Here is a 14,755-nt window from a genome sequence, read left to right on the forward strand (position 1 = left end):
AGCGCGCCGCAGCGAACAATGGAGGGGGCGCCCGGCAGCACCGGGCGCCCCTTTTTCATGCGGCTCAGGCGCAGCCGGGCTGGCGGGCCGGGATGCGCGGCATCCCCTTGGGCACGATGTTCGCCTGCGCGTTCAGCACGTGGTACTGCGGCGTCACGAAAGGCGCGTCCGAGTTCATCAGCCACAGGTAGGCCTCGCGCGCGCGCTCGTCGCCCAGCGTCTCGGTGATCTGCGCCAGGGATTGCAGCGCCCAGCGCGAGAAGTCGGCCCGGCTGTGCCGCCAGGTGCCCCGCGCGTCGAAGTCGCGCGCGCGCGTCGCCTCGGCGATGTCGGCCCAGCTGCGAAGGGGCGGCGCCCCGCGCGGGATCGGCGGCGGCTGGGTGATGGCCAGCAGCCCGGTCACCCCGTCCTGCCGGCTGAATCCCTTGTCCTCCGCGAAGAAGCGCCCGACCAGGAAGTTGGTCATCCAGCGCAGGCACACCCGGGCGTCGTCGCTGCCGCGCCGCGCCGCCATCGCCACCGTGCAGGCGAAGTAGTCCTGCTGCCAGGGCGGCATGGCGCCCGGGGTGCCGTAGGAGCCGGGCATCCAGCCATGGGATTCGCCCTGCATGCGCGTCCATTCGGGCAGCTTGCCGCGCATCCACAGCCAGTTGGTCGCCGCCACGGCGCGCAGGTAGTCGCCGGTGGGGTCGCCCTGGGGGGTGATCCAGGCGGCGTTGTCCACTTGGCGCATCGCCCAGGCATGGGTGCGGTTCTGGTTCTCGTTGAGGATGATGACGTCGTCCAGCAGGGCGCCGGGCCCGGCGGGGCGGCGCATCGCCGGCCAGTTGTTGAGGATGTTCCACACCCCCTGCGCCAGCACCTCGTCCAGGAAGGCGCGCCGGCCGGACAGCAGGTAGGGCAGGAAGGCGAGGTCGGGCTGGTGCGAGCGCGTCGGGCCCCAGCCGGTGCTCCAGTCCTGCCGTTGCAGCAGGGAGCGCGGCGGGGCGCCGTTGCGCGGGTCGGTCCAGAAGTTCGGCCAGGCGCGGGTGTCCATCCAGGCCGCGGGGCGGCTGCCCGTGCCGGGGTCCCAGAAATGCCACGGCACGGCGCCGGCCGTTTCCGCCTGGCCCAGCGCCACCGCCGCCACCCGGCGGTCGGCCGAGCACAGCCACTGCGCCTGCCAGCCGGTGAGCGGCCCGATGTCCAGCCGCCCGCCCGCCTGGCCCATGGACATGGTGACCAGCCGCCGGTTGAACGGCACCTCCCATTCGGGGTCGGCCAGGGCGCGGCCCATGTTCTCCAGGTGGCGGGCATCCACCCCGGTGGTCTGGTCGTAGCGGGGGATGGCGGCGGTGTCGGCCAGGTGGTTCACGTCCTGCCGCACGAAGGGCGCCACCGGCGGCGGGGCGCCGCCGGGCCGCGCGCCGCGCAGCCGGCCGAAGCCGGTGTACTGCAGGTGCTTGGGCAGCTCGGCCTCCAGCGCCGGGCGGCCGTCCAGCAGCAGGCGCAGGCGGTAGGCGGCGGTGCCGCCATCGGGCTGCATGGCGATGTCGTTGCGCATCCAGGCATCCACCCAGAGCGTGCCGTCCGCGCGCACCGCCATATCGGCCACCAGGCGCATGGAGGCGACGCCGCCCACCGCGGCGGCGGGCACCGGCAGGGTCAGGCGCTCCTGCACCGCCAGCGGGCCGGACTGCCAGGGGCTGGCCTCGCGCCGCGACTGCCAGGCGGCCAGCAGGTCCACCCGCCAGGGCGCCCCCCCCTCCAGCGGCGTCACCTCCAGCACGGCCTGCCGCCCGGCCAGCGCCGGGCCCAGGCCGAGCGGCGCGCCCGGCGCCTCCGGCCCGCGGGCCAGCAGCAGGCCCAGCCGCTCGCCCTGGCGCAGCGCCGGCACGGACAGGCTGACCAGCGCGTGCCGGGCCGAGCGGTCGGGGTGGCGGACCTTGACGTCGAGCTGCGCCGGCAGCGGCCGGCCATCCGCCGTCCGCACCGCCAGGCCGGCGCCGGCCGGCACCTCGCCGGGGGCGAAGGGCTGGCCGAACACCAGCACCCCGGCCTCCGACGGGCCTTCCAGCAGCGCGCCCACGATGTCGCCCGGCGCGCGGGGGCAGGGCAGGGGCAGCGGCAGCACCACCGGGGTGGTCGGCGGCACCTGGGCGCCGTTGAGCATCTGCCCGCTGGCCTGGGCCTGGGCGCGGCCGGGCCCCGCGCAGCCCGCCGCCAGCGCGGCCGAAAGCAGGCCGGCCTGCCGCCGTCCCAACGCCTTGCTCATGCCTGCCCCTCCAGGATCCGCCGGAACAGCGAGAGCTGCCCGCGGGTGGTTTCCTCCCAGCCGAAACGCTCGGCATGGGCGCGCGTCGCCGCGCGCGGCAGGGGCGCCACCTGGCGCACCCCCTCGGCGATGGCGGCGCCGCTCGCCTCCACCACCCGTCCGGCGGCCGGCGAGGACACGGCCTCGCGCGCGCCCCAGGCCTCGGTGGCGACCACGGGGGTGCCGCAGGCCATGCTTTCCAGCAGCACGTTCGCCCAGCCCTCGCGCGCCGAGGCCAGCACCATGGCGTCCGCCGCGCCATACCAGCGCGGCAGCTCGGCATGCGGGCGGGTGCCGGCCAGGGTGACGCGCCCCGCCACCCCCTCGCGCGCCGCCAGCGCCTCCAGCGCCGCGCGCTCCGGCCCCTCGCCCAGGATCACCAAGCGGTGGTCCGGCAGGTGGCGCAGCGCCTCGATGGCCAGGTGGTGGCGCTTGCGCGGGATCAGCAGCCCCACCGAGACCAGCAGCGGCCCGGCCCCCAGCCCCATCTCCGCGCGCAGGGCCTCGCGGTCGGCCGGCGGCTGGAACAGCGCGGTGTCCACGCCGTTGCGCAGCACGGTCACCTTGCCCGCGTCGGCGCCCAGCTCCAGCAGCCCCTGCTTCAGCCCCTCGCTGACGGCGACCAGCGCGTCGGCCTCGCGCAGCGCGGCGCGGATCATCGGGCCGGCGAAGGGCAGGCGGGGCAGGTGGCTGGTGTCGGAGCCCCGGGCGGTGATGACCACCTTCTTGCCCAGCCGGCGCGCCAGGCGCACCGCCGCCACGCCGTCGGGGAACAGGTAGTGGGCGTCCAGCACGTCGAAGCCCGGCGCCAGGCGCTCCAGCGCCGGCAGGGCGGCGCGCGCCAGCAGGGCGGGGTTGGTCAGCAGGCCCAGCTTGGGCAGGGCCAGGAAGCGCGGGTGCAGCACGCGCAGCCCGTGGCGCTGCTCCTCCGCCGGCACCGCGCCGGGTCCGCGGCCGGGGAACCACGGCACGGGGGCGAGGACGGTGGAGCGCGCCTCGCCGCTGGCGACGAGGTGGCGCAGCCGGTTCTCGACGAAGACGCCGTGGTTGGGCTGCGCCGGGTTGGGATACAGGCTGCTGAAGGTGACGAGCCGCACGGGGTCGCCGGCCGGGGTGCCGGCCGGGGCGGCGGCGCTCAAACCACCTCCGGCTGCCGTTGCGGCCGGCGCTCGGCCTCGCGCGGCGGGGCGGCGCGCGCGGCGGGGGCCGGCGTGCCGGGCCGCCGCTTCGCCGGGGCGTCGAGGCGCCGCACGTGCTGGTGCAGGCACATGGTGGTGCCCACCAGGAAGTAGAGCCAGGGCTGGTAGCCGATGCCGATGAAGGCGCCGCAGACCATCAGCACCACCGTCGCCACCTGCAGCGCGTTCGCCAGCCCGTGGATCCACTCGTGCTCGGCCGACTTGCGGAAGCGGCGCGCCAGCCGCCACTGCACCAGCAGCGTCACCGCGCAGATCGCCAGCAGCAGGGCGAGGCCCGGGAAGCCCTGCTCGCCCAGGACCTCGAAGTAGATGCTGTGGAAGGCCTTGCCGGTGACGGTGAGGATCTCGTCCGGCCGCAGCGGGTGCGGCTGCTCGTAGCTGTTGATGCGGTAGGATTCGAAGCCGCCGCCGAGCGGGTTGCGCAGCACGTAGTTCCAGGTCCAGGTCCAGACCCGGATGCGGCCCATCGCCGAGCCCTCGTTCTCGTAGTTGGTGATGGTGGACATGCGCTCCTCCCACCGGTCGGAGGCGGCCCAGCCGGCGATGCCCACGCCGACGGCGATCAGCACCGCGCCGAGGATCTTGCGCTTGGTCTTCCACCAGGCGAAGGCCGCCAGCACCACCAGCCCGACCAGCCCGGTGCGCTGGTAGGTGCCGACGGTGGCCAGCACCGCCATCACCGCGACGCCGAGATAGGCGAGCCGCACGATGGGCCAGCGCGGCTGCAGCTGGCCATGCCGCATCAGCCACAGCGCCAGCGGCACCGACATCACCGTCACGCCCGCCAGCGTCGCGCCCTCGCCCAGGCCGGTGTTGGCGATGAACAGCCCCAGGAACTGCCCGTAGCCGCCGCCCGACAGCGCGACCTTCACGCCCATCGGCAGGAACACCGCCAGCAGGCCGATCACGTAGACCTGCACGAAGGCCTCGATCTGCACGCGGGTGCGGAAGATGAAGGGCATGAACATGGTGAACAGGATGGTCTTGAGCGCCCAGTCCCACTTGGTCACGGCGAATTCGGGCACCACCGCCCACAGGAAGGTGGAGGCGGTGAACCACAGCGCGAACAGGCCCAGCAGCACCATCAGCAGGTCGGGCTTCGGCGGGTCCCGCCGGTCATGCGTGAGGTAGAGCAGCAGGGTGGCGGCGCCGAAGATCATCGCCACCGGCACGCTGGGCAGGATCATGTAGGCCAGCAGCTGCGGCTTGGTGATGCTGACCCAGACGTAGCCCAGCCCCATCACGAAGGGCGCCGCCGCGCCCATGGCGAAGAAGGCCAGCAGGAAGAGGATGAGGAAGGTGCTGCGCAGCATCTCAGCGCCCCGCCCCCTGGACGCGCGCGCGCCAGCCCTGGCCGGGGGCCGCCGCGGGCGCCCCCTCCGCCCGCGCGCCGGCCGCCGGCCGGCGCGGCGGCGGCGCGGCGCCCCAGCCGCGGTCCAGCATCACTGCGCGCGCGACGATCCACAGGATCGCGAGGTGGGTGAGCAGGATGACGAGGTTGTTGATCATCGCGCATCGGCTCCGGGCAGGGGGGTCGGCGGCGCGCGCCGGGAAGCGGCGCGCCGGGCGCGCCAGAGGGACTGGATGCCGCGCCGCGCCGGCAGCTCCACCAGCCGGTGCAGCAGCGCCGCGGCCGCCAGCGTGGCGGCGGCGTAGATGCCGAAGGCCCAGAGCGGGCCGTGCTGCGGGCCGAGGAACAGGAACTTCACCCAGTCGCGCACGAAGTAGTGGATCATGTAGATGGCGAAGGACACCTCGCCCAGCCACAGCGCCCAGGGGTGCGCCAGCAGGCCGCGCCCGTTCGCCGCCGCCGTCAGCCCCAGCCAGATCAGCGCCGCGAACAGCCAGGTGGCCACCAGGTGGTCGGGCGCGCCCAGCGCCAGCGCCACCACCCCCACGGCGACGAGCGCCAGCGCCGCGCCGTCCAGCCGCCGCCGCCACGCCGCCGCCATGCCGTCCCACACCAGGAACAGCAGCGCGCCCATGGCGAACTGGAAGACGCAGCGCGCCAGCCCGTAGCGCGGGATGTCGCCGCCGATGCCCACGCCCAGCCAGTCCCACGTCATCATGAAGGCCAGGTGCGTGCCGGCCAGCAGCGCCGCCACGCCCGGCCGGCCCAGCCGCCGCCACGCCAGCCCGGCCAGCAGCACCAGGGCGGGGAACAGCAGGTAGGCGCCCAGCTCCGCGCTGATGGACCAGGCCGGGATGTTCCAGGACAGCGCCGTCGTGAAGCCCCAGTTCTGCACCAGCGGGATGTTGAGCAGGAACAGCGCCGGGTCGTAGCGCTCGCCCAGCTGCCTGGCCTCGGAGAACAGCAGGATGGCGATGGGGTTCAGCAGCACCAGGAACAGGGTGACGATGTGCAGCGGCCAGATGCGCGCCACCCGCGCGACGATGAAGTCGGCCACGCCCGTGCCGCCGTCGCGCAGCTTCCAGAAGTAGTTGTAGGCGATGATGAAGCCGCTGAGCTGGAAGAAGAAGTCCACCGCCAGGTAGCCCAGCGCCGCCACGTCCATCACCGCCGCCGGCGTGCCCGCGGGCAGCTCCAGCCGGTAGTGGTACACCGCCACCCAGCACGCGGCGAGGCCGCGCACCGAGGTGAGGGCGGGGATGGCGGGCCGGTCAGCCACCGCGCAGGCGCGACATCAGCCGCTCCGCCTCGGCGCGCTCGGGGAAGGCGGCGGCGTTGGCCAGCACGGGCTCCAGCACCCGCGCCGCCTCCTCGCGCTGGCCCAGGCTGTCCAGCGTCCAGGCCAGGCGGTAGGCGATGCCCGGCGCGAACGGCGCGTTGCCCGCCGCCGCCCCCGCCGCGGCCTGGCGCAGCAGCGGCAGGCCGCGCGCCCCCTCGCCCGAGCGCGCCAGGATCCAGCCGAAGGTGTCGGCGATCTCGGCGGTGGGGGCCAGGAAGAAGGCGCGCTCGGCGAAGCGGCGCGCCTCGGCCCGGCCGGCCTCGCCGCCGCGCTCCTGCAGCAGCCAGGCCAGGTTGTTGATCACCACCGGGTCGTTGGGCGCGGCCTCGGCCGCGGCGCGGAAGTGGCGGATGGCCGCCTCGGGCTGGTTGCGCTGCAGCTCCATCTGGCCCAGCTGGGAATGCGCCGGCGCCGCCTCGCCCGGGTGGCGCGCCACCCAGTCGCGCAGCACCGCCATCGCCTCCTCCGGCCGCTGCAGCGCCGCCAGCGTGGTCGCCTGGCGCTGCGCGACCTGCACGGAGGGCGAGTGCTGCGCCGCCGCCGCATAGGCCTGCAGGGCGTCCGGCAGGCGCTGGGCGCCGAACAGCAGGTCGCCCCGCAGGGTGGCGGCGGCGGGCATGGCGCCCGGGCGGGCCGCCACGCGGTCGGCCGCGGCCAGCGCGCCTTCCAGGCCGTTCGCCTGCTGGCCCAGCCCCACCGCGGTGGCCTGCAGCACGGTGTCGCCAGGGGATTGGCGCAGCCCCTCATCCACCAGGATCTCGGCGGCGCGCACGTCGCCGCGGCGGGCCAGCAGCCGCGCCAGCTGGCGCCGGGCCAGCGACAGGCCGGGGTTCTCGGCCAGGGCGCTGCGGGCCGCGGCCTCGGCCTCGCCCCAGCGCTCCTGCGCGGCGCGCACCTCCGACAGGCGCAGCGCGGCCATCCCGCCCTGGCCCGGCGCGGCGCGCAGCCCCTCGGACTGCAGCAGGGCGGCGGCGCGGTCGAACTCGCCCAGGCGGCCCAGCAGCATGGCCACCGCCATGGCCAGGGGCGCCTCGTTGGGATTGGCGGCCTGCGCCGCCTCCAGCGCGGCGCGCGCCCCGGCGGCGCGCGGCCCGCCGGCCATCGCCACGGCGGACAGGCGGTTGACCGCCTCGGCGTTGCGCGGGTCGCGGCGCAGCGCCTCGCCCAGCAGGCGGTCGGCTTCCGCCGCGTCGCCCAGCGTGTTGGCCACCCGCGCCAGCGCGATGCGCGCGGGCACCGAGTTCGGGTCGGCGCGCAGCAGCTCGGCGAAGACCGCGCGCGCGCCGTCGGTGTCGAAGCGCACCAGCTTGATGGTGCCCTCGATCAGCTTCGCCGGCTCCCCCGCCCGCGCCGCCGGGTCCAGGCGGCCCAGCTCCGCCTCGGCCCCGGCGAGGTCGCCGCGGTTCATCGCGCCCATGGCCAGCATCAGCCGCGCCGCCGGCCCGTCGGGGGCGGCGCGCAGCGCGGCGTTCGCGGCCTCGGCCATGCCGCTCACGTCGCCGATCGCCAGCCGCGCCGCCGCGAGGCGCGACAGCAGGGCGGCGTTGCCCGGCGCCATCGCGTCGGCCTGTCGGAAGGCCTCCGCCGCCTCGCGCGGGCGGCCCAGCGCCAGCTGGGCGCGGCCCAGCATGTCGAAGGCCTCGGCGTCGGCCGTGCCGCGCCCGACCAGGGTGTTGAGGGTGGCCGCCGCCGGGGCGAAGCGCCCGGCCTCCATGTCCATGCCGGCCAGCAGCCGGGCGCCGCGCGGGTCCTCCGGCCGGCGCGCCACGTGGCGCTGCGCGGCGTCCAGCGCCTGCGCGCCCTGGTTCAGCGCGCGCTTGACGGTGGCCAGCACCAGCAGCCCGTCGGGCAGGTTGGGGAGGTTGGCGCCCAGGCGCGACAGCGATTCATCCGCCCCGCGCCAGTCCTGCGCGCGCAGCTGCAGCAGGGCGCGCAGGTAGTTGGCGGGCACGCTGCCCGGCGCCGTGCGCAGCGCCGCCTCCACGTCGGCGCGCGCCGGCTCGTCCTGGCCCATGCGCATCAGGATCTCCGCGCGCTGGGCGCGGGCGACCACGTTGCCCGGCGCGGCGGCGATCACCTGGCCCACCAGCTCCGCGGCGGCGGCGTTCTCGCCGCGCTCGAAGGCGAAGGCCGCCTTGCGCAGCAGCGCCGCGGCGTTGGTGGGCACCGCCGCCAGCGCCGCATCCACCTCCGCCTCCGCCCGCGCGCGGTCGCCCGCGGCCAGCAGCGCGCCCGACAGCACCAGCCGCGCCTCCGGCAGGTTGGGCGCGGCGCGCACCGCCGCCTCGGCCGAGCGCCGCGCGGCCGCGCGGTCGTCCAGCATGGCCTGGGCCTGGGCGCGCCCGGCCAGCACCTGCCCGGCCAGCGGCCCGGTGGCGTCCGGCGCGGGCTCGGCGAACTCGCGCAGCACCTCGCGCGCGCGGTTGAGCGTGAGCTGGGCGCGGATCACCAGCGCGGTGGCGGCCGCGGGGTCCGCCCCGCGCTCCAGCGCGGCGCGCGCCTCCTTCTCGGCGGTGTCGCCGTCGCCGAGGTCGAGGCTGGCCTGGGCCAGGGCCAGGCGCAGCGCGCCGTCCGCCGGGGCGGCGCGCACCGCGTTGCGCAGCTCGATCTGCGCGGTGCGCAGGTCGCCGCGCGCCTGGGCGGCGCGGGCGCGCTCCAGCGAGGCGAAGGCCGGGCCGGAGGCCAGCGCCAGGGCGGCCGAGAGCGCCAGGGCGCGGAGCAGGGCAGGGGAGGGCAGGGCCATGGGCTTCGTTCCGCTCACTCGGGTTCCCTGCCGTTGCGCGGCAAGGCCATGCCGTGCGTCTCCAGCAGGTTGTAGAGGGTGGGCCGGCTGACGCCGAGCAGGCGCGCCGCGTTGGCGAGGCTGCCCTGGCTCATCGCCAGGGCGCGCTCCAGCACGCCGCGCTCGGCGCGCTGGCGCGCGGCGCGCAGGTCGAGGTCGGCGTTCTCGGGCTGGCCCTCGGGGGCTTCCAGCTCCAGCTCGGCGGCGGTGATCAGCGCGCCGTCGGCCATCAGCACCGCGCGCTGCACGCGGTTCTGCAACTCGCGCACGTTGCCGGGCCAGCGCGCGGCGGCGATCGCCTCCAGCGCGCCGGCGTCGAAGCCGCGCAGGCGGCGGCCGAACTTCTCGCCCGCCTGCGCGAGGAAGAAGCGCGCCAGCAGCAGCGCGTCGCCGCCGCGCGCGCGCAGCGGCGGGATGCGCACCGTCATGGAGTTGAGGCGGTACAGCAGGTCGCCGCGGAAGCGCCCGGTCTCGGCCTGCTCCTCCAGCGGCTGGTTGGTGGCCGAGACGATGCGCACGTCCACCCGGATCTGCTGGCGCCCGCCGATGCGCTCCACCACCTGGTCCTGCAGGAAGCGCAGCATCTTGGCCTGCAGCTGCATCGGCATCTCGCCGATCTCGTCCAGGAACAGGGTGCCGCCGTCGGCCAGCTCGATCTTGCCGGGGGTCTGCTTCACCGCGCCGGTGAAGGCGCCGCGCTCGTGGCCGAACAGCTCGGATTCCAGCAGGTTCTCGGGGATGGCGGCGCAGTTCAGCGCCACGAAGGGCTTCCTGGCGCGCGGGCCCATGTCGTGCAGGGCGCGCGCCAGCGCCTCCTTGCCCGTGCCGCTCTCGCCCAGCAGCAGCACCGGCACCGAGACGGAGGCCAGGCGCTCCACCGTGCGGCAGATCTTCAGCATGCCCTCGTCGGCGGTGATGATGCCCTGGATCGGCGAGGGGCGCGGCGCGGCGGCGAGGCGGCGGTTCTCCTGCTCTAGCTCGCGCAGGCGCAGCGCGCGGTCCAGCACGGTGCGCAGCAGCTGGGGGTCCACCGGCTTCTCGCAGAAATCATAGGCGCCCAGGCCGATGGCGCGCAGGGCGTTCTCCCGCTGGCCCTGGCCGGAGGCCACGATCACCGGCAGGTCCGGCTGGGCGGCGCGCAGCGTCTCCAGCGTCGCGAAGCCCTCCGCCACGCCCTCGGCATCCGGTGGCAGGCCGAGGTCGAGCAGCACCACGGAGGGCTGCTCGCGCTGGGCGGCCTGCTCGGCCTGGGCGCGGGTGCCCGCGATCACCACCCGCCATTCGGGGAAGGCCCAGCGGTACTGCGCGCACAGCCCGGGGTCGTCCTCGACGATGAGGAGCTTGGGCTTGCTCATGCCGCCGCCACCGGCAGGCGCAGCCGCATGGTGGTGCCCGCGCCCGGGCGGCTGAGCACGGAGACGCTGCCGCCGGCCTGGCGCAGCAGCTCGCGCGCCTGCCAGGCGCCGATGCCGCTGCCGCCCGGCTTGGAGGTGGCCAGCGGGCGGAACAGCTCGTCGCGGATGAAGTCGCTCGTCATGCCCGGGCCGTGATCGATGATGTCCACCTCGAGCGCCCCTTCGGCCGGGCGCACGACGACGCGCACCGGCGCCTCGGGCGGCGAGGCCTCGGCGGCATTGTTGAGCAGGTGGGTTACCGCCGCATCAAAATTCTCCGGCGGGATGATGGCCGGGGGCAGCACGCCGCCCTCCTGCTCCACCTCCACCGGCCGCGCCCGGCCGCGGGCCAGGGCGCGCAGGCGCTCCACCACCGCCAGCGGCGGGGCGGCCACCGCCGCCTCCTCCTGCCGCAGCCGCGCGATCAGCGTGTTGATGCGCGCCGCCGAGGCGCGCATCGTCGTCAGCAGGTCGCGCTGGAACTCCGGGTCGTCCAGGTGGGCCTCGGCGTTGGCCAGCATCAGCGAGAGCTGGTTGGACACGGTCTTCACGTCGTGCGCCACGAAGGCGAAGCGCTTGGCGTAGTCGGCCAGGCGGCGGCTGTCGGCCAGGCGCTCGGCCGCCTGGCGCTCGGCCAGGAACATCGCCACCTCGCGGCCTAGGGCCAGCAGCAGCGCCTCCACCTCCTCATCCAGCGGGAAGGGCGCGCGCGGGCGGGCCAGCAGCACGGCGCCCAGCAGCCCCTCGCGGTGGTGCACCAGCGGCACGGCGAGCCACAGGGCGCCCCAGGGCGCCGGCAGCCCCGCCAGGGGGCGCACCGCCTTGCCGTCCAGCGGCAGCGGCGGCAGCGGCGCGGGCGGCGCCGGCAGGTTCCAGTGGCCGGCCGCCTGCAGGCCGCCCCCCGCCTCGGCGTGCAGCAGCAGCAGCCCGGCCGGCACGTCCACCGCGTCGGCCACGGCGCGGATGGCGCGCCGCGCCGCCGGGACCTCGTCGTCGGCCGCCGACAGGGTGGCGGCGCAGCGCATCCACTCGGCGCGGTAGTCGTAGCGGGCGGCGAAGAAGTGATCCACCACGCCGCGTCGGATGCGCGAGCGGAAGGAGCGCGAGGACAGCGCGACCGCGAGCGCCATCAGCGCCCCGGCGATCAGCCCGGCGCGCGCCGTGCCGCCCCAGTCGGCGTCGAGCCAGCGCAGCGCCTCGCCCGCCACGCCCACGCCCAGCAGGAAGGCGCCGGCGATCACCAGCGTGGCGCCGTGGAACACCGCCTGGCGCGACACCGCGGGGGCGCGCCGCCAGCGCCGGTCGCGCAGCGCCGCCAGCACCAGCAGCGCCGGCGCCAGCCCCCACAGCGCGCCGCGCGCGTTCAGCATCTGCGCCGAGAAGCCGCTGGTGAGCGCGGCCTCCGCATGGAGCACGAGGTCGAAGGCCGCGAGGCCGCCGACGGCGATGCAGGGCAGGTTGGCGTGCCAGCGCGCCGCCTCGTCGGCGTTGCGCGCCACGTTCTCCGCCAGCACCACCAGCAGCAGCGCGAGCGAGACCTGCGCCAGCGTGGCCCAGGGGCCGATGCCGGCCACCCCCGCCACCGCCGCCAGCTGCACCAGCAGGCCGGCGCCCAGCAGGGCGGCGCCCAGCCACGCCAGGCGGCGCGACTGCACCGGCCCGCCGGACAGCCGCCGGTCCAGGCTGGAGAGCAGCGCGAGGGCCAGGGCGTTGCGCAGCAGGTCGGCCAGGGCGGCGAGGCCGGAGATCGGCGCCAGCGGCCCGGCCGCCACCACCGCCGCCCACAGCGCGGCGGCGAGGCAGAGCAGGGCCGGCAGCACCGCCGCCCGCCCGCCGCGGCCGGCGAGCATCACGAGCGCGGCCCAGAGCAGGCACAGCGCCGCGGCCGCCGCGTGCAACGGTGCCGATGCGACCAGCGGCGTCACGCCATGCAGGCGGCGGCGGCGCTCACCGCGATCCCTCCTGGAACAGCACCACGCGCACCGTGGCGATCAGGATCAGCAGGTCGAGGAAGAGGCTGCGCCGGCGGACGTAGTAGAGGTCGTAGGTCAGCTTCATCCGCGAATCCTCGTCGGAGGCGCCGTAGGGGTAGTTCACCTGCGCCCAGCCGGTGATGCCGGGCGGCACCACGGCGCGGGCCGCGTAGTGCGGGATGATGGCGGTCAGCCGCGCCACGAACTCCGGCCGCTCCGGCCGGGGGCCGACGAAGGCCATGTCGCCGCGCAGCACGTTGAACACCTGCGGGATCTCGTCGATGCGGGTGAGGCGGATGAACTTGCCCACCCGGGTGACGCGGGGGTCGTTCTTGGAGGCCCAGACGGCCTGGCCCTTCTCGGCGTCCGCCGTCATGGAGCGGAACTTGAACAGGGTGAAGACGCGCCCGTTCAGCCCGACGCGCTGCTGGCGGTAGAACACCGGCCCCGGGCTGTCGAGCTTCACCGCCAGCGCCGTGACGAGGATGACGGGCAGCGTCACCAGCAGCAGCAGGCAGGACAGCGAGATGTCCACCGCGCGGCGCACCACCGCCTGGAGGATGTCGCGCCGGCCGGCGCGGTCCTGCAGCCAGTCGGCCGGCAGGCGCTCCAGGTCCACCTGGCCCAGGCGGCTCTCGGCGAAGTCGGCGGCGCGCCAGAGGCGCACGCCCGCGCCTTCCAGCACCCGGCGATCCGCCTCGGGCAGCTGGGCCGGGTCGTCGAGCACCACGGCGCCCGGGCGGTGCCCGGCGATCCAGGCGGCCAGGCCGCCGGGCGCGGGATGGGCCGGCAGGTCCACCACGTCGTAGAGGGCGTCGGCCTGCAGGGCCGCGCGCAGGCTCTCCGTGCCCGGGCCCGGGGGCAGGGCGATGCGCCGGCGCAGCGCGCCGGTCTGCACGGCGGTGAGGAAGGCGATCCGGGTGAAGATCACCGCCGCCACGAAGGCGGCCACCAGCTCGAGCCGGCTGAGCCAGGCCCCGCCGAAGCCGGGCAGCACCTGCGGCACCACCAGGTGGGCGGCGACCACCAGCAGCAGCCCGCCCAGCAGGGAGCCTGCGAGGAGCCGGCCGGCGCTGAGCCAGTTCTTCTGCTGGTAGAGGCCCGTGGCCCCCGAGGCGAAGCTGGTGCACAGCGCCAGCAGCCCCGCCACCACGAGGAGCACGCCCTGGCCCTGCGTGGAATCGCCCGGCACCCCGATCTGGAGGATGAGGTAGAAGGCACCGAAGCACGCGAGGGCCTCGGCCAGGGACAAGAGGAGGAACTCCGACCGAACGCTATGCCCGAACAGATTGGTCATCTGATAGCTCCTGGCCGGCTCCCGGCGGGACCTGCGCCACCCCAACGCAAGCCCATCGAATCCGCCGTTCACCCGTGGATCATGAGTCCGGCTGGCCCATGGGGGACCACCCGGCGAAAGCGAACATGCACCACCCATCAACCTGTTGTCAACTTATTTAGATATTCCCAAATTCGTTGGCATGGCTTATCTTTCCCGGAGAAGGTTGGCTCGCGTCATGCGGGATGTGTGGGAGGGATGCACGCGTGGAGGGGAGGCTGTTTCTTAATGCGACGTGAACAGACACCACCTATGAAAGTTTCTCCCAGAGGGAGCCTCGCGGACCAAGACGTGCTGCCCTGACATGCCCTAGAATCTCGCTCAACCAAGCGCTTCCTTCGGGTTCACAATAACCGTAAGTTAAGATTAACCAACTGATTTTTTCATTACGGTCTTGATACAGGTGCGGTATCCGGCCGGTTGTGGTCAAAAATGAGGCATCGAGGCGTCGCCCTCGGAACAACACAGGAATCTGTTCATGATCAGATCGTGCCTGCTGTCCCTCTGCCTCCTGGCGGCGGCCTGCGCCGCCCCGCCACCACCGGTCCTGCCGGCGGCGGACACCGCCCAGGCGGCGGAGGGAAGCTACGTCATCGGCCCGGGCGACATGCTGGGCATCTTCGTCTACCGCGCCCCCGACCTCACGGTGGACCTGCCGGTCCGGCCCGACGGCATGGTCTCCATGCCCCTGGTGTCGGACATCCAGGCCGCCGGGCGCACCCCCACCCAGCTGGCGCGCGACCTGGAGCGCCGCCTGGCGCAGTACGTGCGCGACCCCAACGTCACCATCATGGTCCGCTCCTTCGTCGGCCCCACCAGCCGCCAGGTGCGCGTGATCGGCGAGGCGAGCGAGCCGCAGGCCATCCCCTACCGCGAGGGCATGACCGTGCTCGACGTCATGGTCGCCACCCGCGGCGTGACGCGCTTCGCCGCCGGCAACCGCGCCCAGATCATCCGCCGCGAGGGCGGGGAGGCGCAGGTCATCCCGGTGCGCCTGTTCGACCTGCTGCGCAACGGCGACGTCCGCCAGGACATCCCGGTCCGGCCGGGCGACACCTTCCTCATCCCGCAGAGCTGGTTCTGAGGCC

General features: G+C 75.3%; 10 protein-coding genes. 1 reads left to right on the forward strand and 9 read right to left on the reverse strand.

Annotation, left to right across the window (positions count from 1 at the left end; genetic code table 11):
• Positions 1–64 precede the first annotated feature (64 nt).
• From ACI6QG_RS14410 to ACI6QG_RS14450, 9 genes are read right to left on the reverse strand one after another with little or no spacing between them, the layout of a single operon-like run.
• Positions 65–2,254 carry a hypothetical protein gene (locus tag ACI6QG_RS14410; protein WP_407025275.1) on the reverse strand — a complete coding sequence of 730 codons (2,190 nt, stop codon included), beginning with the start codon at positions 2,252–2,254 and terminating at the stop codon, positions 65–67.
• Positions 2,251–3,432: a glycosyltransferase gene (locus tag ACI6QG_RS14415; protein ID WP_407025276.1), complete on the reverse strand. Its 1,182-nt coding sequence runs from the start codon at positions 3,430–3,432 to the stop codon at positions 2,251–2,253. Before ACI6QG_RS14415 ends, ACI6QG_RS14410 begins: the two co-directional genes overlap by 4 nt.
• Positions 3,429–4,805 carry a putative O-glycosylation ligase, exosortase A system-associated gene (locus tag ACI6QG_RS14420; RefSeq protein WP_407025277.1) on the reverse strand — a complete coding sequence of 459 codons (1,377 nt, stop codon included), beginning with the start codon at positions 4,803–4,805 and terminating at the stop codon, positions 3,429–3,431. The genes ACI6QG_RS14415 and ACI6QG_RS14420 overlap by 4 nt, the downstream gene beginning before the upstream one ends.
• A 1-nt stretch (position 4,806) precedes the next feature.
• Positions 4,807–5,001 (reverse strand): hypothetical protein, encoded by a 195-nt coding sequence (locus ACI6QG_RS14425; RefSeq protein WP_407025278.1) that lies wholly within the window; start codon positions 4,999–5,001, stop codon positions 4,807–4,809.
• Positions 4,998–6,122 carry an acyltransferase family protein gene (locus ACI6QG_RS14430; RefSeq protein WP_407025279.1) on the reverse strand — a complete coding sequence of 375 codons (1,125 nt, stop codon included), beginning with the start codon at positions 6,120–6,122 and terminating at the stop codon, positions 4,998–5,000. The genes ACI6QG_RS14425 and ACI6QG_RS14430 overlap by 4 nt, the downstream gene beginning before the upstream one ends.
• Entirely contained in the window at positions 6,115–8,925 is a 2,811-nt protein-coding gene (prsT, locus tag ACI6QG_RS14435) for an XrtA/PEP-CTERM system TPR-repeat protein PrsT (RefSeq protein WP_407025280.1), read from the reverse strand. The genes ACI6QG_RS14430 and prsT overlap by 8 nt, the downstream gene beginning before the upstream one ends.
• A 14-nt stretch (positions 8,926–8,939) precedes the next feature.
• Entirely contained in the window at positions 8,940–10,319 is a 1,380-nt protein-coding gene (gene prsR / locus ACI6QG_RS14440) for a PEP-CTERM-box response regulator transcription factor (RefSeq protein WP_407025281.1), read from the reverse strand.
• Positions 10,316–12,283 (reverse strand): ATP-binding protein, encoded by a 1,968-nt coding sequence (locus ACI6QG_RS14445; RefSeq protein WP_407025282.1) that lies wholly within the window; start codon positions 12,281–12,283, stop codon positions 10,316–10,318. The genes prsR and ACI6QG_RS14445 overlap by 4 nt, the downstream gene beginning before the upstream one ends.
• A gap of 22 nt (positions 12,284–12,305) precedes the next feature.
• Complete coding sequence (locus ACI6QG_RS14450; RefSeq protein WP_407025283.1) at positions 12,306–13,628, reverse strand: exopolysaccharide biosynthesis polyprenyl glycosylphosphotransferase; 1,323 nt, start codon at positions 13,626–13,628, stop codon at positions 12,306–12,308.
• Positions 13,629–14,145: 517 nt separating this feature from the next.
• Between ACI6QG_RS14450 and ACI6QG_RS14455 the strand changes: the two genes are divergently transcribed.
• Complete coding sequence (locus tag ACI6QG_RS14455; RefSeq protein ID WP_407025284.1) at positions 14,146–14,751, forward strand: XrtA/PEP-CTERM system exopolysaccharide export protein; 606 nt, start codon at positions 14,146–14,148, stop codon at positions 14,749–14,751.
• Positions 14,752–14,755 lie beyond the last annotated feature (4 nt).

Source organism: Sabulicella flocculans (assembly GCF_045449635.1).
Classification (GTDB): domain Bacteria; phylum Pseudomonadota; class Alphaproteobacteria; order Acetobacterales; family Acetobacteraceae; genus Roseococcus.